This window comes from Chryseobacterium nakagawai, from assembly GCF_900637665.1.
GTDB classification, from domain to species: Bacteria; Bacteroidota; Bacteroidia; order Flavobacteriales; family Weeksellaceae; genus Chryseobacterium; species Chryseobacterium nakagawai.
The window spans coordinates 4738192-4757862 of sequence record NZ_LR134386.1; the positions used below are offsets into that span (position 1 = coordinate 4738192).

Here is a 19671-nt window from a genome sequence, read left to right on the forward strand (position 1 = left end):
ATGGAATACAATACCCAAAAAACTCAGCTTCATATGCCGGAATACGGCAGAATTATACAACAGTTGGTTGAGCGCTGCAAAGAACTTCCTACCAAAGAGGAAAGGAACGAAATGGCTATGGCAATCATCGATTTTATGGGTCAGAGAAACCCACAACTTCGTGACGAAGAAAATTATAAACATAAACTTTGGGATCATCTTTATATTCTGGCAGATTATGATTTGGATGTAGACGCTCCTTATCCGTTCCCTACCCCGGAACAATTGGCAGAAAAACCTAAAAGAATGGAGTACCCAAAACTTCAGGGAGACTTTAAATTTTACGGAAAAAGTATTCTTCAATTAATAGAAAAAGCAATTGAACTGGAAACAGGGGATGAAAAAGAAGCCCTTATTGAGGTTATTGCCAACAATATGAAGAAATCCTACAATGTTTACAATAAAGAACACGTAACGGATGATGTTATCTTCAGACACTTGAAAGAATTGTCTGAGAACAGGTTAGATCTTACAGGAATTGATTCTCTTGAAAAAAGTAAAATCTACTATACCAGCAATAACAACAACCGAAATAATAACAATAACAACAATAGGAATAATAACAATAATAAAAACAACAACAACCAACCTAACAAGAGAAGGCATAATAACAATCATAAAAACAGAAAATAATGAGTGGAACATTTCAAATAAGAGGAGGGAAAAGACTGCAGGGTGAAATAACTCCACAAGGAGCCAAAAATGAGGCTCTACAAATTTTATGTGCAGTGCTGTTGACTGATGAGGAAGTAAGGATTAAAAATATTCCGGATATCCACGATGTAAACAGACTGATTGAAATTCTTGGAGACTTCGGTGTAAAGGTTACTAAAAATGGTCATGGAGATTACACTTTCCAGGCTGATAAAGTAAACTTCGACTATATAAAATCCAATGAATTTAAAAAAGACGGAGCCAAACTTCGTGGATCAATTATGTTGATGGGTCCTATGTTGGCACGTTATGGAGAAGCTTATATGCCAACTCCCGGAGGAGACAAAATCGGAAGAAGAAGACTGGATACTCATTTCCAGGGATTGGTTGAACTTGGTGCTGAATTTCATTACGACGAAGAAGAATATTTCTATTCTTTAAAAGCGAAAGAACTTACAGGAAAATTCATCTTATTGGAAGAAGCTTCTGTGACCGGAACGGCTAATATTGTAATGGCTGCTGCTTTAGCAAAAGGCAAAACAAGAATTTATAACGCTGCCTGCGAACCTTATCTTCAGCAATTATGTAAAATGCTGAACAGAATGGGAGCTAATATTTCAGGGATCGGATCTAACCTTCTTACCATTGAAGGAGTAGATTATTTAAGAGGTACGGAACATACCATGCTTCCTGATATGGTGGAAATCGGATCATGGATTGGTCTTGCTGCCATGACGAAATCTGAAATCACCATCAAAAATGTAAACTGGAACCAATTAGGAGTTATTCCTAACACCTTCAGAAAACTGGGAATTGAGCTTGAGCAAAGTGGTGATGATATTTATATTCCTGCTCAGGAACATTATAAAATTCAGAAATTTATTGACGGATCTATTCTTACCATTTCTGATGCTCCATGGCCTGGATTCACCCCGGATTTATTATCCATCATCTTAGTTGTAGCTACACAGGCAAAAGGAAGTATCCTGGTTCACCAGAAAATGTTTGAATCCAGATTATTCTTCGTAGATAAATTAATTGATATGGGAGCTCAGATCATATTATGTGATCCACACAGAGCGACCGTAATCGGATTAAACCAGGAAGCTCCGTTAAGAGGAACAACAATGGTTTCCCCGGATATCAGAGCCGGAAATGCCCTTCTTATCGCTGCTCTTTCTGCAGAAGGAAAATCTATTATCCACAACATCGAGCAAATCGACAGAGGATATGAAAACATCGATGGAAGACTAAAAGCACTTGGTGCCGATATCGAAAGAATTTAAACTTATTTTTATTACATAGAGCGTTCAGAAAAATCTGAGCGCTTTTTTATGACTATATCTCACCATTCTAACATAAGCTTCGTTAAATCAATTTTAATTGATTATTACTTTGCTTCCTTAGAATATAAGGTTTGGAAATAAAACTTTGCGTTTACAAAATAATACAAGTTCTTTTTAGAACCACCCCGTCAAAAATTCAAAGAATTTTTGACACCCCTCCGGAGGAGGGGAATTTTCGCTCCTTCAATTGTAATCTTTGACAGCATTGAAAATTTACCCTGGAAAATTTATTCTTTATTTCATCTTTTTTCATATTAAAATATCTGTGTAATCTGTTTGATCTGCGAGATAATAAAAAATTATTCAGAATAAATAAAAAGTGCCCGGTAAAAGAACCAGACACTTTGAGTAATTAAAACTATATGAATCTCCCTTAAAAATACTTTCGGCAGAGATATTCTACCGTTGTATTCAAAAGTTTATTTTTATTCAGATAGACTTCCAGCTTTTGATAGTCTTCTGAATTGACATTAATATACAACTGTACCGAACCAAAACTATATCCATTCACATACTCCACATTCGCTGACAACACTCTATGACATATCCCCATTTGATTATAGATGGTATTCATTAAATGCTCAAATTTCATTTTGCCATTCAATTCTATTTCCAATAATAATTCTTTTTTAGGCAGGTTCAGTTTATTTTGAAAAACCTGCAGGCTTGGGTTAGGTGTAATCATTGCTAAACATTTTGGGTTAGTACTCAGATCATATTGCGCTCTGCATTTAAATCTGTCACAAAAATATAAAAAAATATTAGTCCACCAAATTAGTAGACTAATATTTTTTAAAAATTAACATAAAAAAAGAAGCCATTAAGCTTCTCTATATTTTACTCAGATTCGGTATGCAAGGAATTCGGAGACTGGAAGTCATGAAATGACAAACATCAATAACACTCTTTTCTATCATTCCTGATACGACCTAATTCCGGCCTTCATAAGTAATATCAACAATAATAGCTTCCGGCATCTCTCCTCCAGCATCCAGCCTTAAAGGTCTCCTACTCTTTCTATTTTTTCAGATCCGGCCAATCCGTTCGGATTACAACCAGGCTCTCCTTCAGGAACTTTAAGGTTCTTCTTAGTATAGAATCCTTCCCAGAATGCATTTGTTTTTCCTGTCTTAGGATCAATGAATGTCATAGGTTCTAATTTAAAAATGTGATCATTCCGAAAAGCTCTTTCTACAAAATCTGAACAGTAATAAGAACTTTCATCCAAAATATAGTTGAAATTATAAGGCTTTCCCAACATAAAATGAGCCTTTTCAATAGCAACAGGAATTGATTTCTGATATTCGGGTTTCAGGCGATAGACTACAACATTTTGCTGATCCCTTTTTTGATCTTTAACAAAATCCTTGAGAGTTTGCTTTTGGGAACCCCCTTTTGGAGCAGCATGCAAAACAAACAACTTCTTTCCTTCTTTTTCAAGAATACCGATGTGATCGAAAGAAGCTATTTTCTGCTTTTGGGTAACATTATTAATGGCTCCGGAAAGTCCTGTTTCTTTAGCTGTAACAAAAAGTAAATCTCCGTTTTGCAGCTGGATAGTATTTTGCTGGGTAGTACATTGAGTCAAAAACAGCACTAATAAACATACAATGCCCGCAATTCTACTCATATTACACATTTTTTTCTTAAGTTCTAACATTCAATTATATCTCTATTCCGCCAAAATTACAAAATAGAATTCATTACATTTGTGAAGAATATCACTTCACCTTTTCACTCACAAACACTTCACCTATTCTTATGCCTCATATTTTATTAGTAGAAGACGATGACAGACTTTCCAAGCTTATCACAAAAGGACTTCAGGAAGCTGAATTTGAAGTAAGTACAGCATATGATGGATCAACAGGACTAAAACTGGCATTGCAGAAAAATTATGACCTTGTAGTCACTGATATTGTTTTGCCTAAAAAAAGTGGTCTGGAGTTTTGTAATGAAATAAAAGCTCTGAAACCTAATCTTCCTGTCATAATGCTTACAGCTTTGGGCACTACGGACGACAAATTGGAAGGATTTGATGCCGGTGCCGACGATTATATGACCAAGCCTTTTGAAATGCGTGAATTGGTGGCGAGAATTAATGTCCTTCTAAAGCGTTTTTCACAACAGAGACAGCAAAAAGTTTTTGTCCTTAAATATGAAGGGATTGAAATGAATCTGGAACAGAAAACGGTAAGCAGAGATCATGTTCCTATCAAACTGACCCCTAAAGAATTCAATCTTCTCAAATTTATGATGGAAAACTCAGAGAAAGTACTTTCCAGAAGTGAAATTGCAGAAAAAGTATGGGAAACCCATTTTGATACCGGCACTAATTTTATTGATGTATACATCAACTATATCCGAAAAAAAATTGACAAAGATTTTGAGAATAAGCTGATCCATACCAAAGCAGGAATGGGTTTTATTCTTAAAAAAGGATATGAAGAACATCAACAATAACTTATAAGGCATGAAAATAAGAACCCGGCTTACCCTACTCTTTACCTTTGTCACGGCTATGTTGATGATATTTTACGGTATTGCAGTATACTATTCTTCGAGTGAAGCCAGGGAAGTTTCATTTTATGCCCAACTCAGAAACGAAGCGGTAGCGAAAGCCAATCTTTTTTTTCAAAGTACATTAAGTGAAAAGGAAATGCACCGTGTTTACAAGAATAACACAAAAACAATTAATGAAGTTCAGGTAGCCATCTATGATCCTGAGTTCAATCTGGTCTATCATGATGATTCAAAGGTAGACTTTGTTAAGGAAGATCCGAAAATGCTTTCCAGTATTCTAAAAAAGAAAGACATCAGTTTTTTCATTGATGATCTGCAGGCTATAGGAACTATCTATTCTCACAATGGAAAGGAATATTTGGTAACCGCTGCGGGGTACGATCAATATGGTTATAAATCAATCAGTCATCTTCTTACCATCAGTATTATTGCCTTCATTAGTATTTTAATATTAATTTATTTAGCCGGAATATTTCTTTCAAAAAAAGCATTGAACCCGCTAAGTGAAATGGTTCATCAAATAAAGAATATCACTGCCGGGAAATTACAGTTACGCTTAAAAGCCACGGGTGAGAAAGATGAACTTAATGAACTGGCTGAAAATTTCAACGGAATGCTTGAGCGCCTGGAAAATTCGTTTGATGCTCAAAAACATTTTGTATCCAATATTTCACATGAACTGCGTACCCCACTATCTGCTATTATTACAGAACTGGAATTCTCTTCTGAAAAGGAACAGACCCAGGAAGAATATCAACAGACTATTCAATACGCTTTGGATGATGCCCGTAATATGGTAAAGTTATCCAATAGCCTGATGGACCTTGCCAAAGCCAGCTATGATCCTAATGAAATCAGTTTTTCAGAAGTACGATTGGATGAAATTTTATTAGAATCTTATTCGAAAATAATAAAGGAAAATACAGAATATAAAGTTTCATTGAATATTGATAACGCTATAGAAGAACATCAGCTTATTGTGCAGGGAAATGAATATTTATTACAGGTCGCTTTTAATAACCTCATCGATAATGCCTGTAAATATTCGCCGTTCCATACCTGTCTCATTGATGTAAAAGTAAATACCGAAAATCTTCTGATCCGCTTTATCAATACAGGAATTACCATTTCACAGGAAGACTTACTCCATATTTTTGAACCTTTTTACAGAAGTGAAACCTCCAAACAGGAAAAGGGCCATGGAATTGGACTTTTCCTCACTGAGAAAATTATTCATCTTCATCACGCAATCCTCAAAGTAGCGTCTGAGAATAATGAGACTGTTTTCACAGTGATATTTGATATTAAAACAGCTTAATTTTTTTATCTGACGATATTTTGAACCGCAAAAGACACAGAAGTTTAGAAATTATTGATTTTTTTGTGTTCGCAAATATCCGTGTACCAACAATCAAGAAATCTGTGTAATCCGTTCAATCTGCGAGACTAAAATATTTTTACCAGATTTCATGCAATCATCTCTGAAAATCCGTGTAATCTGTGGGAAATAAAATTAACCTTCTTAGAAATTAATTATGAGAGGTAGCCGTTTTATTGAACATTGTCGTTCCTATACTGGCAGCAATTACACAGCTAATAGAAATCCACTGTAAAAAAGATAACTCTTCAGCAAGGAAAACTAATCCTGACAGGGCTGCAAATGCAGGCTCCAGGCTCATCAGGATACTGAACGTCTTTGCAGGAAGCTTTTTTAAAGCCATCATTTCTAAAGAAAACGGTAAAGCACTTGATAAAATAGCGACTCCCAATCCTTTGACAAAAATAGTTGGTGTAATATTAAAGACCGCTCCATCCCATATTGTGAAAGGTATAATTACCAGACTGGCAAATAACATTCCTGTGGTTACGGCATCTTTTCCATCCATTATTTTAGAAACTTTTCCGCCCATTACAATATAAAGAGCCCAGAATATTCCAGCGAGAAAAGCTAATCCCAGCCCTAACAAATCTATATGATCGCTCTTCCAGGGAACAATAAGCAATATTCCTGCACAGGCTAATAGTGCCCAAACTACATCCAATAACTTACGGGATAATGCCAATGCTAGAAACAAAGGACCTGCAAACTCTACGGTTACGGCCAATCCTAGTGGAATTCTTTGAATCGCCATATAAAAAATAAGATTCATCGCAGCCAATCCCACCCCATACATTGCACAATACTTCCATTTTTGTGGAGTAAACTGTAAAAATTTAGGACGATTGATGATAGTAAGCAAAATAGCAGAAAGTACAATCCTCAAAGTAACGGTTCCAATAGCTCCAATTGCCGGAAAAAGCTGCTTGGCAATAGATGCTCCACCCTGTACACAGATAATGGCTAACAATGTGGCAGGAATCGCTAAGTTTGAATTTTTCATTTCTAAAATATATAATTTATAAAGACAACTTTTGGTTTGAAACCGGGAGATAAAACAAACTTTATTGTATAAAGCTGAATTATTGCCAAATGTATTGAAATTTTATCTTAAAAAATGGTTACAGATTCGAATTAAAGCTCTCATCTGTAACCATTGATAAACCTACGAACAGTATCAATCTTAAATAGAACTCATTAAAAACATGATTCTGCTTATATTTTTTATTTTAAAAAGTACCATCATAATTTTCTCTAATATAATTCTAATAACATTCTAAAGCTTTTCTAACAGGTGAAAAAAGCCAGTTCTACTACTTTTGCAGTGTAAAAAATAAAGCACATGGACGCAGATCCTTACAGTTATTATCAATCTTAAAAGCTTTAGTTGTACTCACTTTTCCCGTACAGCTTTATAAGCTTTATAAAAAAAGGAAAAGTTATGAATACATTCGAATTTACTCTTCGTCTTTTCACGGCATTTGCTTTGGGTGCCAGCATAGGTTTTGAAAGACAATGGCGTCAAAAAAGCGCCGGTCTCCGAACCAATACTCTGGTATGCCTTGGCTCCGCAGCATTTGTTCTTCTCTCTATCCGGATCGGTGGTGATGCCACAGGCAGAATAGCTTCTTATATCGTCAGTGGTATTGGCTTTTTAGGAGGTGGAGTTATCATGAAAGATGGACTTACCGTAAGAGGTCTTAATACCGCTGCCACCATCTGGTGCTCTGCATCAGTAGGAGCACTCTCCGCATTAGGACTTCCTTTGGAAGCTGCTATTACCAGTGGTTTTATTATCCTCACCCATCTTATTCTCCGACCATTGGGAGTACAATTAGGGAACAATATCAGCAGCAGAAATCACTACACCGAATATCTACTCAGCATCAAATGCAAAAGTGAGGTAGAAAATCATATCCGGGTACAACTCATGCAATCATTAAGTGGAAATGATAAAGTACTACTGAAATCTCTTACCAGCGATGATAACGGTGTCCCTGAAAATGCCATTATCACGGCAGAAGTTCATTCTTCTACACCACAAGACAGTTTTATGGAAAAAACCGCCAGCAGACTTACCATTGAAGATAAAGTCATCAAGGTAAGCTGGGAAATTATAGGTACTGAAAATGATTTATAAAAATTAAAGCCATGTTAAAAAAATCTTCCAATAAAAATATCAACTCAGCCGCTCTTGTTAAATTGAAAGAAGCCGCTTCAGAGAACGAAAAAATGGTTTACGCTATGCTGGAAACTTCAGAAGAAGGCCTTAGCGAAAACACAGTGAAAGACCGTTTGAAAATTTACGGTAAAAATGAAATTGCTACTCAAAAAGCCCCCTCATGGCTGAAGCAGTTTGCTCATTCTTTCTTTAATCCCTTTAATTATATATTGGCGTGTATTGCTGTAATTTCTTTATTTATTGATGTAATTCTCATTCCTGAAGGAGAGAAAGATCTAAGTACAAGTATTATTATTTCAGTAATGTTGTTGTTCAGTACTGTTTTAAGATTTATTCAGGAATTTCGGAGTAATAAGGCAGCAGAAGCATTGAAAAAAATGGTAAAAACCAGCTGTCTTACCAAAAGGAAATTCAAAGAAAGTGAAGAAATAGAAATCACTGAAATAGTTCCCGGAGATATCGTGATTCTTTCTGCCGGAGATATGGTTCCTGCCGATTGCAGAATTTTGAAAAGCAAAGATCTTTTCATCAGTGAGTCTATTCTCACAGGGGAAGCATTACCTGTTGAAAAAAATGCATTTCCTATCCGTGATGCCAAAAACAGGAACCCACTTACCCTTCAAAACATATGTTTCATGGGAACCAATGTAGTTAGTGGATCAGCTACGGTTGTGGTTGTTAACACCAGTATTTTCACTTATTTCGGAAGCATCAGCAGAAGCCTTGTTTCCAAAAGGCCTGAAACCGCATTTGATATCGGAGTCAACAAAGTAAGCTTTTTACTGATTCGGTTTATGCTGGTCATGACTCCTGTCATTTTCCTTATCAATGGATTCGTGAAAGGAGACTGGATGCAGGCACTCTTATTCGCCATTGCAGTGGCAGTAGGACTTACTCCTGAAATGCTGCCTATGATTGTTACCGCTAACCTTGCCAAAGGTGCTGTAAATATGAGTAAGAAAAAAGTAATCGTTAAAAGATTGAATGCCATCCAGAATATCGGCGCTATGGATATTCTCTGTACGGATAAAACAGGAACCCTTACCCTTGATAAAATCGTTCTGGAAACTCACCTCAACGTGCGTGGTCTTGATGATGATGAGGTTTTGAAATGGGCTTACCTCAACAGTTTTCATCAAACCGGCTTAAAAAACCTGCTGGATCAGGCTGTTCTGGATCATGCAGAAGTCCACAATCTCATGAAAGCTGATGAACTCTATCTGAAAGTAGACGAAATTCCTTTTGATTTCGAAAGAAGAAGAATGTCTGTCATTCTGAATACCTCAAAAGGAAAACACCTTATGATCTCAAAAGGAGCGGTAGAGGAAATGCTGTCTTTGTGTACATATGCTTTAGATCCGGGTGATGACCACAGCCTTCATATAGAGAATGACAATATTATTCCGTTAGATGACCTTATGAAGGAAAAAATCATCAGAATGTCTGAAAAGCTCAATGCAGAAGGGCTTCGTGTCTTACTGGTTGCCATCAGAGAATTTGAAGGAGATCATCCACTCAATTATTCTGTTGCAGATGAAAGTCACCTCATCCTTACCGGTTTTATTGGATTTCTTGATCCCGCTAAACCTTCTGCAGAGCCAAGTATCAAAGCCCTGCATAAATTAGGGGTTGAAGTAAAAGTAATCACCGGAGATAATGATATTGTTGCGAAAAAAATATGTCATGATGTAGGAATTCCCATCAACACCATCATGCTTGGTGATGAACTGGAGAATATGAGTGATGAAGAACTCAGCAAGGACATGGATTTATATTCCGTTTTTGCCAAGGTAAGCCCATTACAAAAGCAACGCATTGTAAAAATATTAAGATCCAAAGGTCATACTGTAGGATTTATGGGTGACGGAATCAATGATGCAGCAGCCATTAAAGAAGCAGACGTTGGAATTTCTGTCGATACCGGAGCTGATATAGCCAAAGAAAGTGCAGATATCATTTTGCTCGAAAAAGACTTAATGGTACTCAGAAGTGGAGTTATTTATGGCAGAAGAACATTCGGGAATATTATTAAATATATAAAAATGACGGCCAGCAGTAATTTTGGAAATATGTTCAGTATGATTGGTGCCAGTGCATTCCTGCCATTTCTGCCAATGCTGCCGCTGCAAATTCTGACTCAAAATCTGTTGTATGATATTTCACAATCCTCTATTCCCTGGGATACGATGGATAAAGATTTTCTGGAACAACCCAAAAAATGGGAAGCTGACAGTATTAAAAAATTCATGCTTTATATTGGTCCTTTGAGTTCCATTTTTGATTATATGACGTTTGCTGTAATGTTTTTTATTTTTAAAGCCAATACACCAGAGCATCAGAGTTTATTCCAGACCGGATGGTTTGTAGAAGGACTGTTGTCCCAAACTTTGATTGTTCATATTATCAGAACCAAAAAGATTCCATTTATCCAAAGCTGGGCTGCTGCACCGGTTGTTGCCCTAACGAGCTTAATCATGTTGATTGGAATCCTTATTCCTTTCACCCCATTGGCAGGATATCTGAAAATGCAGCCATTGCCTTTAAGCTATTTCCCTTATCTGATAGGAATTCTTACAGGATATTGTATCCTTACCCAATTTGTGAAACAATGGTTCATTAAAAAATTCGGACAATGGCTATAATTCCTCAGAAATACCATCCTTTCTAATGGTATTCTAATAGCATTCTAAAGGTTCTCTAACCGGCTATCAGAAAGGATAGAAATACTTTTGCAACGGCAAAAAACAAGCATTTAAGGTATTTTAAATAAATATCACACTGTATTGATATAAAAAGAAAATTAGAATTAAATTAGTGGTTATAAACATCTTATATGAGAAAAGCAGTATTCACAATAGTACTTTTGACATTTATTACCTCTTGTAAAAATCCCAAAAGTGAAGATTCTCAGGATCAGGATCTTCTGGTAAAAGGAGAAAATGTAATCGTCCCTGAAAACAACCCAGTATTCAAAAAAATAAAAACAGAAATCGTTTCTGAGCAGGAACATAGCGACGGAATCGTTTCAGCAGGAACCATTCAGGCTATTCCCAACCATTATGCTGAAATTGCCAGCCCCTTTTCCGGAAGAATTACAAAATCATTCATTCAGCTTGGACAAAATGTTTCAGCAAACAGCCCTCTCTTTGAAATCCTTTCCTCTGATTATTTTTCAGTTCAGAAAGATTATACAGATGCCCTGAATGATGTACAGCTCGCAGAGAAAAATTACAGACGTCAGCAGGATCTGGTAAAACATGGAGTCGGGATTCAGAAAGAACTTGACGAGGCAGAAACTGATTTCAAAAATAAAAAAACATCCCTTTCCAATGCTTCTTCTGCATTGAAAGTTTATAACAGCAAAGGCGGAGGTATCGGTAGCCCCCTTATTGTAAGAGCCCCAATTAACGGAGAAATTATTTCCAATAAAATTGTCAACGGCCAATTTCTAAAAAGTGATGCAGACCCTGTCATCATCATTGCAGAATTATCCAAAGTTTGGATTTCCGGAGATGTAAAGGAAAAAGATATCCGTTTTGTCAATATCGGAGATCATGTTTCGGTAAAAGTAAGTGCTTATCCGGACAGAAATATCACTGGAAAAGTGTATCACATCAATGAAGTCGTAGATGAAAATACCCGAAGTATAAAAGTCCTTATCGAATGTGATAATCCGGACAGAAAACTCAAACCCGGTATGTATGCGACTGTCAATTTCGCTACGACTCCTCAAAAAACAGTTATGATTCCGATCAGTGCCCTGATGCAGCAGGACAGTTCTCAATATGTGTGGATCAAAACAGGCAAGAATCAATTTGCCAAACGTTCGGTAACCACCGGAGAAGCGGATCAGAAAATGATCAGAATTACCTCCGGATTAAAAGTGGGAGACACCATCATGACCGAGGGTGGAATTTATATGCTGGATGCGAAATAATGTAAAATGAACTGATGTAAAAAGTACAATACACATCTGTACTGTACATAATATCGATTAAGAACATGAAAAAACTTTTGACAATCTCTATACAGAAGAGGTGGCTGATGTTGGCACTCTTCCTTTTACTGGGGTTCTTTGGTTATTATTCCTGGACCAAATTATCCGTAGAAGCTTATCCTGACATCGCTGATGTAACGTCGCAGGTGGTTACCCAGGTTCCCGGGCTGGCTGCTGAAGAAGTAGAACAACAAATTACCATTCCTTTGGAAAGGGCTCTTAATGGGCTGCCTGGAATGCATGTTATGCGAAGCAAAAGTACCTTTGGACTCTCCATAATTACCATGGTTTTTGATGATGGGATAGACGACTATTGGGCGAGACAACGTATTCAGGAGAGGCTTACAGATGTTACTCTTCCTTATGGCGCACAGCCTGGTCTTGATCCTCTTACCTCTCCTGTTGGCGAAGTGTACCGTTATATTATTGAAAGTAATAATCATAGTTTGCGCGAACTTACAGATTTACAAAAATTTGTAATCATTCCACGTATCAAGCAGGTTTCCGGGATTGCAGATGTGACCAATTTTGGTGGAATTACTACCCAATTTCAGGTGGAATTAGACCCTCATAAACTTGAACAGTATGGTCTTTCATTATCAGAAGTTACCGAAACCATTTCAAAAAATAATGTGAGCGCCGGAGGAAGTATGCTTCCCCGTGGAAACTTAGCGTATGTGATTCGGGGAATAGGTCTTGTAAAAGATTTAAATGACCTTGGAAAAATTGTAGTAAAAACTGAAAACGGGGTTCCGGTATTTCTGAATGATGTAGGAACATTGAAATACGGAAATCTGGAACGAAAAGGAATTCTGGGATATACAGACAGAAAACGAAACTATCCTGAAAGTGTAGAAGGAATTGTTCTCTTATTAAGAGGTCAAAACCCATCGCAAGTATTGGAAGGTGTTCATGAGGCGATTGATGAATTAAACAATGAAACGCTTCCTCCCGGTGTAAAAATTCACCCTTTCCTTGACAGAACAGACCTTGTAAGTACTACTCTTCACACGGTTTCCCATACCCTTACTGAAGGAATTGTACTCGTTATTATTGTCCTGATTGTATTCCTGGGAAGCTGGCGAGGTGCTTTATTGGTCGCTATTACCATTCCGCTTTCTTTATTATTTGCATTTATTTTAATGCATTTTACCAATATTCCTGCTAACCTTCTTTCGCTGGGAGCTATTGACTTCGGGATTATTGTAGACGGAGCCATTGTAATGCTTGAAACTATTCTGAAAAAAAGGGAAGAGAATCCTGAAGAAGCATTAGAAGAGAAAACGATTACCCAAAGAGTAATTGAAGTAGCAAAACCTATCTTCTTTTCTACCATCATTATTATCACAGCCTATCTTCCACTATTCGCCTTCGAAAGAGTAGAGAAAAAGCTGTTTACTCCGATGGCATTTACAGTAGGATATGCTTTACTGGGGGCTCTTGCTGTTGCATTACTCCTTATTCCAGGTCTGGCTTATGTGATCTATCGGAAACCACAAAAAATATATCACAACAAATGGCTGGAAAAAATAAGTGCAGCCTATGGAAAAAGAATCGAAAAAATAATGCTAACCCCTAAAAAAGTAATGATCCCTGTAACCATCGTCTTATTATCAGCAGGAGTGCTTTCTTATACTGTAGGAAAAGACTTCCTTCCGGAGCTGGATGAAGGTTCTATTTGGCTACAGGTACAGTTACCTCCGGGTATTTCCCTCGCCAAAGCAAAAGAAATGAGCGATACCTTACGTGCCAGAACATTAAAACATTCGGAAATTACTTATATGATGGTTCAGGCTGGACGGAATGATGACGGAACCGATCCATGGACCGCTTCTCACTTTGAAGTTTCTGTAGGAATAAAACCTTACGATCAATGGCCATCCGGGAAAACCAAAGCAGACCTCATTAAAGAATTAGCTGCTGATTACAAAGAAATGCCAGGGTTTACAGTAGGTTTCTCACAACCGATGATTGACGGGGTAATGGATAAAATTTCCGGGGCACACAGTGAACTTGTTGTAAAAGTATATGGAGAAGATTTCAAAGAAACCAGAAGAATCGCAGAAAATATATTATCTACCTTAAACAAAATTCCGGGATCTGCTGACCTTGCTATTGACCAGGAACCTCCTCTACCTCAGTTGCAGATTATTGCAGACAGAGATAAGATTGCTCAATATGGATTAAACGTGGCTGATGTGGCTGATCTTATTGAAGTCGCTTTAGGTGGAAAAGCCATCTCGCAAATCTTTATCGGTAATAAAGTGTATGATATTTCCTGCCGTTACACAGAAGACAGCCGTGATACTCCTGATAAAATAGGAAACCTGATGCTCACCTCAGCTTCAGGGGCAAAAATTCCATTATCTCAGGTTGCTGAAGTAAAATTAAGTACCGGGGAAAGTACCATCACCCGGGAAATGAACAAGAGGCATCTTACCGTTAAACTGAATTTAAGAGGAACAGATCTTTCTTCTTTCCTGAAAAAGGCTCAGGACAAGATTGAAAAAGACATCAAATATGACCATGAAAAGTATCAGATCAAATGGGGCGGACAGTTTGAAAATCAAAACAGGGCTTATTCCAGATTGGCATTTATTGTTCCTTTGGCATTGGCTATTATGTTCTTGTTATTGTATGGAGCGTTTGGAGATTTCAAACAGGCATTGGTATTGATGTCTATTGTTCCGCTGGCATTATTTGGAGGAATGCTTGCTCTTAATATACGTGGAATGTCTTTGAACGTATCCTCTGCTGTAGGATTCATTGCCCTTTTCGGAGTCGCTATTCAGAATGGTGTGATTATGATTTCCCATATCAATGACCTCCGTAAAAAAGGATACGATTTGAAACTTGCTGTCATTAAAGGTGCAAAGGATCGTTTCAGACCGGTATTGATGACCGCAACAGTAGCAGTAATCGGATTATTCCCCGCCTCACTGGCAACCGGAATCGGTTCGGATGTACAACGACCGTTGGCTACTGTCATTGTCTATGGATTAATGTTCTCTACTATTTTAACACTATTCGTACTTCCTGCTATCTATTTTATGGCAGAACGTCGCAACGAAAAACAAAATTTAGAATCAGATGAAGCACTTATATATGAAAATTAGAGTATACTTTATCATAGGAGTGACCTTATTACTCAGTATGACGAATAAGGTACAGGCACAGGAAAAAGAAGTTCTGAATTTTGAAGAATATCTAAGCCTTGTCGGAAAGAAAAATCTGGGATATGCCGCTCAAAAGTACAATATAGGCATGGCAGAAGCTTCCATTCAGACAGCAAGTATGTTTCCGGATCCGCAATTGGATCTAGAAACGACCAATAATGGGATTAAAGAAAATATGGGACACGTATATGGAGCTTCCCTTGGCTGGACCCTTGAACTGGGAGGCAAAAGAAAAGCAAGAGTAAACCTAGCTAAGGATCAGTCTGAATTAAGCAAAATTCAATTACAGGATTTTTTCAGAAATCTTCGTGCTGATGCTACTTTAGGTTATTTGGAAGCATTAAAATCTAAAGCGATCCTCGAAGTACAGCAGGATTCTTATAAAAATATTCTACAGCTTGCTAAATCTGACAGCATACGTTATCGCCTGGGAACAATATCTCTGGTCACTTCAAAACAGAGTAAATTGGAGGCTGCTTCCCTTCTCAATGAGATATATCAGGCAGAAAGTGCAGAGCAACAAGCAATCACAGGATTAGCTGTATTTCTCAGCGATGGCAAAATAACAGATAGAGATGTTGCCGGGGACTTTAATGCTTTCAATAGAGATTTTAATATTGATGATCTGATCATTCAGGCATTAAATACAAGAGCAGACCTACTGGCTGCCAAACAGAATACGCAAGTAGCCAAAAGCCAAATCAATCTTGAAAAAGCAAACCGAAAAATAGATCTTGGTATCAATGCCGGGGCAGAACGTCACACTGAAGCTACGAATGAAATAGCTCCCTCTCCAACTGTAAATGCAGTAAAATTAGGGCTCAGTATTCCTTTGAAGTTTTCCAACAGAAGAAATGCAGGCGTAAAAATAGCAGAAATGGCTCACTCTCAGGCAGCACTTGAATATCATCAGATTGAACAGGGAATACAGGCAGAAGTCATGCAGGCTTATCAACAATATATGGCCACCCAGAAACAGGTAAAACAATTTCATAACGGAATGCTTACTGAAGCGAAAAGTATACTGGATGGCATCACCTACAGTTACAAAAGGGGAGAAAGCTCTATTCTCGAAGTACTGAATGCTCAAAGAACCTACAATGGAGTAAGAAAAGATTATTATCAGGCCCTTGCAGATAATGCAACAGCTTTGATCGAGCTGGAACGCAGAGCTGGAATCTGGGATATTAATTTTTAAAAGAAAGGAAGTTGGAAGATGGAAGCTTATTCAGTCGGAAAATAACTCAAACTCCTATTAATTAACCTTTTAAAAATTGAGAATTGATTCCATTAAAAGGCTGAAAGAAAGTCAGTAGCACGACAAGTACTTCCTAACTTCCTTCCTCTAACTCCCAGTTTTCAACAATATAAACCAAATGACATCAGTCTTCCTCATTCAAAAAAAGCCCTGAATCTTATAGATCTCGGGGCTTTTTGAAATAAAATTTGACAATTATATCTCATTTATTTATACCTCTTGTCATTCTGACGTAGGAAGAATCCCATAAATAGTTAGATTCTTCATTTCACTTTATTACATTCAGAATGACATTGCCAAATAACAAGTTTTTAAATTAGCATCGAACTTTATCCAATTAACAAACAACAGAGGTCTCAATTTTAATGTCTTAAAATTGAAATTATTTTTCATCAAAAGACTGAAAGAAGCCAATAATACTACAACTACCTCCGGATTCCAACTTTCTCCCTCTACTTTTTATACTGAGATTCATAAATACCAATCCAGTCTTCTACTGTCATTTTTCCACTCAACTCTGCTATTAAATCAAAAGGAATATCTTCCGGCTTTTTAAAGCGTACACAGGATTTTCCCATATCCAGCTTTTTCTTGGAATGTTTAGGATATTCAGCAACAAACCAATCCAAAAGTTCGGGACGGGAATACAATCCCATGTGGTACAATGCTATAAAATTCTTTTGTGAAGCCAGATTGATAAAGGGTAAAGGACTTCCTGGTGTACAATGATACCCCGCAGGGTAAGTTTTCAAAGGAACAACCCAGCCTAACATTCCATAATTGGTTGCTTCTTCAAAACCTTTTGGAAGATTGTCATTAATCACATCAAAAAGTTTTTTAAAGGATTCCTGTCTTTCCTCTGGAATCTTTGAAAGATAGTCTTCCAGAGAGTTTGATATAATTTGCATTTTCAGTGAGTTTTAGAGGTTTAAATTAAGAAAAAATATTGATTATTAGGCAAGAAGCTGGAAGAGGGAGATTGGAACTTCCAGTTCGGCATATCATTGCTGAAAAGTGTCATAAATCAATATGGGTTACATGATTTTAAAACTTTGATGACTTTCCTTCTTCCAACACCATGATTCCTCATATTATAAAAAAGCAGCGGTACAACAATGCACCGCCGCTCAACTTTATTTACACTAAAAAATTATTTCTTGATTGCTTTTACAGTAGAATGAGATCCGTCCTTAAAGTAAAGAGTCACAAAATACAGTCCCGAATTTAAGCTGTTTAGATCAAGTTCTTTCGCAGAACCTTCAACCGTTTTCACTGTTCTTCCTGTAGTATCTGTTACGGTTACAGACTTAATATCTCTTGTGTCTGATATATACAGGATATCCTTAAACGGATTCGGATGAACGGCTACTTTTTTCTCCTGACGGCTTACTTCCGAGGTACTTAGTTGAGCATTTTCAATGGTGAAATTCTTCACATAGAAATTATAATCTAAGCCTTCATCTTGTGATCCTGTACTTCCATAAAAAGCAAATATAGTATTTGCATTAGTAAAGTTAGCCAGATCGAAGGTATATTCATTTGATGTGTTAGATGGAGAATTACTTGCATCCCAGGTTTGCAGAGTCATCCATGTAGTTCCACCATCATTGGAAGCCAGGAAATGAACAACATCATCACTATCCATTGAAGAAGAAGCAGTCCCTGAATAGGCAGTGACTCCATAATTAAACTTCACTTTATAGCCACCTGCTGAGAGGTTAAAAGCTACCGTTTTCAGCCACCCTGTTCTATTAGATGAATATAAATTCATAGATGCTGACGGCCCATTAGCTGAAGTATTTAAAAAGCTACGTGATCCCCAATAAGAACTACCTGTACCTGATGGCCCAGTAGCCGGATCTCCTCCTACTAAATTGTTAGCCCAGCATAATCCCGGAAAACTACTAAAGTTATTAGTATAGGAAGGTACTAATGCACCACATTGTGTTGTGAATGATTTAGCAAGAGACCATGCACTTTTACTTGTTGCTGTACTGCAATTGGCTCTTACCCAATAATAATAAGTTGAACTTGGAGATAAGTTATTCAGGGTATAAGAAGTTCCTGTAACATTGGAATGATTAGGATTGGCATTACTCGCAGGTGTAGTTGAACTTGTGCTATAATAAATATCATACCCCGTAGTCTGATTGCTTGCCGGAACTGTCCATGAGATTTGTGCAGTATTTGAAGTTATTCCTGTTGCAGCATCTGTAACAGGTGCCATACAATCTGAAAAAGCATCTGCTGAGAAAGCAAATATATTAGGAATACCGGTTCCTGAACTTTTAGTAACTGTAATACTTTGTACTGGCTTAGCCTGATTGGCGGCATCAATATTCAAAACAGACTGATACAGTCTTGGATTATTACTGCTAGGGTCCAGATTATCGTTATCCCTATTAATCCTTCCAATTCCCTGAATGGCAAAATTAGAACCGTTGTACCAATCTGAAAGACTGATATTGGAAAATGTTTGAGTTGTATTATCTGTGAAAGTCACTGTAGCACTTACAACTGACGTTCCACTACCACTCGTGGCAAGCATATACAGTTTAACAGCAGCTTTTGGAGTAGTCAGCACCAAAGTTCCGTTCTGCCCGCTTGAAGCTAGCTTTAAAGAGTTATTAGCACTTAAATCTCCCAATTGATAGGAAAGTCCGGGAGTAGAAGCTACAACTGAATTGATGATTCCGTCTACAGGAAGACCATACGTGAGAGGAGTACTGGTAGAAGTCAGTTTAAAATCTTTCGCCACAAAAGCAAAAGACACCCCGTCTACATCAGACGTTGTAGAAACCGATGCCGATCCTATTCCATTAGCAATTACATCAGCTGTAAATCCGGATGCAATGGGCATCGTTTGAAAATTTTGAGCCATCATGGCCGTTGCTGAAAAAAGAGCTATAGCAGGAAAAGCTCTAAAAAATAAATTTATTGTCATTTTATTCACATTTGGATGGTAATTTAACAAAAATATCAATATAAAAGCATTATTTTTAATAAATAATCAAAAACAAATCAAAATAATCTTAAGATCAATAGTAAAATCAATAAAATTACCCATCCTGGAAGTAGATGATAAGCAGTTTCTTCTTGCGCTTAATTTTATTATTGG

Annotated in this window: 14 protein-coding genes; 9 read left to right on the forward strand and 5 right to left on the reverse strand. The window is 37.2% G+C overall.

The features are described from left to right. Positions 1 to 672 carry a DUF4290 domain-containing protein gene (locus EL260_RS21290; protein ID WP_123857509.1) on the forward strand — a complete coding sequence of 224 codons (672 nt, stop codon included), beginning with the start codon at positions 1 to 3 and terminating at the stop codon, positions 670 to 672. Further along, positions 672 to 1979 carry a UDP-N-acetylglucosamine 1-carboxyvinyltransferase gene (murA, locus tag EL260_RS21295; protein ID WP_123857510.1) on the forward strand — a complete coding sequence of 436 codons (1308 nt, stop codon included), beginning with the start codon at positions 672 to 674 and terminating at the stop codon, positions 1977 to 1979. The genes EL260_RS21290 and murA overlap by 1 nt, the downstream gene beginning before the upstream one ends. A gap of 433 nt (positions 1980 to 2412) precedes the next feature. Here the strand turns inward: murA and EL260_RS21300 are convergent, their stop codons facing one another. Both EL260_RS21300 and EL260_RS21305 read right to left on the reverse strand, forming a co-directional pair. Next, the gene (locus tag EL260_RS21300; RefSeq protein WP_123857511.1) at positions 2413 to 2724 is read right to left on the reverse strand and encodes an NIL domain-containing protein; all 312 of its coding nucleotides are present in this window, start codon (positions 2722 to 2724) and stop codon (positions 2413 to 2415) included. 312 nt (positions 2725 to 3036) lie between these two features. Beyond that, a complete protein-coding gene (locus tag EL260_RS21305) occupies positions 3037 to 3669 on the reverse strand; it encodes a YiiX/YebB-like N1pC/P60 family cysteine hydrolase (RefSeq protein WP_228445562.1) in 633 nt (210 codons plus the stop codon). A gap of 131 nt (positions 3670 to 3800) precedes the next feature. Here EL260_RS21305 and EL260_RS21310 point away from each other — a divergent pair, with 131 nt between their 5' ends. Continuing rightward, positions 3801 to 4502 carry a response regulator transcription factor gene (locus tag EL260_RS21310; protein ID WP_123857513.1) on the forward strand — a complete coding sequence of 234 codons (702 nt, stop codon included), beginning with the start codon at positions 3801 to 3803 and terminating at the stop codon, positions 4500 to 4502. Positions 4503 to 4512: 10 nt separating this feature from the next. After that, on the forward strand, positions 4513 to 5880 hold the full coding sequence (locus EL260_RS21315) for an ATP-binding protein (RefSeq protein ID WP_123857514.1): 1368 nt from the start codon (positions 4513 to 4515) through the stop codon (positions 5878 to 5880). A 211-nt stretch (positions 5881 to 6091) separates the two neighbouring features. On the opposite strand, the gene EL260_RS21320 is transcribed toward EL260_RS21315, so the two are convergent. Further along, positions 6092 to 6943 (reverse strand): EamA family transporter, encoded by an 852-nt coding sequence (locus tag EL260_RS21320; RefSeq protein WP_123857515.1) that lies wholly within the window; start codon positions 6941 to 6943, stop codon positions 6092 to 6094. 438 nt (positions 6944 to 7381) lie between these two features. Between EL260_RS21320 and EL260_RS21325 the strand changes: the two genes are divergently transcribed. The 5 genes from EL260_RS21325 (at position 7382) to EL260_RS21345 (ending at position 16493) form a co-directional block, all read left to right on the forward strand. Beyond that, on the forward strand, positions 7382 to 8080 hold the full coding sequence (locus tag EL260_RS21325) for an MgtC/SapB family protein (RefSeq protein ID WP_123857516.1): 699 nt from the start codon (positions 7382 to 7384) through the stop codon (positions 8078 to 8080). 11 nt (positions 8081 to 8091) lie between these two features. After that, a complete protein-coding gene (gene mgtA, locus EL260_RS21330; RefSeq protein ID WP_123857517.1) occupies positions 8092 to 10764 on the forward strand; it encodes a magnesium-translocating P-type ATPase in 2673 nt (890 codons plus the stop codon). A 191-nt stretch (positions 10765 to 10955) separates the two neighbouring features. Next, entirely contained in the window at positions 10956 to 12059 is a 1104-nt protein-coding gene (locus EL260_RS21335; RefSeq protein ID WP_123857518.1) for an efflux RND transporter periplasmic adaptor subunit, read from the forward strand. Positions 12060 to 12124: 65 nt separating this feature from the next. Further along, on the forward strand, positions 12125 to 15235 hold the full coding sequence (locus tag EL260_RS21340) for an efflux RND transporter permease subunit (protein ID WP_123857519.1): 3111 nt from the start codon (positions 12125 to 12127) through the stop codon (positions 15233 to 15235). Further along, on the forward strand, positions 15210 to 16493 hold the full coding sequence (locus EL260_RS21345; RefSeq protein WP_232534818.1) for a TolC family protein: 1284 nt from the start codon (positions 15210 to 15212) through the stop codon (positions 16491 to 16493). The genes EL260_RS21340 and EL260_RS21345 overlap by 26 nt, the downstream gene beginning before the upstream one ends. Positions 16494 to 17005: 512 nt before the next feature. Here the strand turns inward: EL260_RS21345 and EL260_RS21350 are convergent. Further along, on the reverse strand, positions 17006 to 17461 hold the full coding sequence (locus tag EL260_RS21350; protein ID WP_123857521.1) for a DUF1801 domain-containing protein: 456 nt from the start codon (positions 17459 to 17461) through the stop codon (positions 17006 to 17008). 242 nt (positions 17462 to 17703) lie between these two features. After that, a complete protein-coding gene (locus tag EL260_RS21355) occupies positions 17704 to 19497 on the reverse strand; it encodes a T9SS type A sorting domain-containing protein (protein WP_123857522.1) in 1794 nt (597 codons plus the stop codon). Positions 19498 to 19671: the final 174 nt, after the last annotated feature.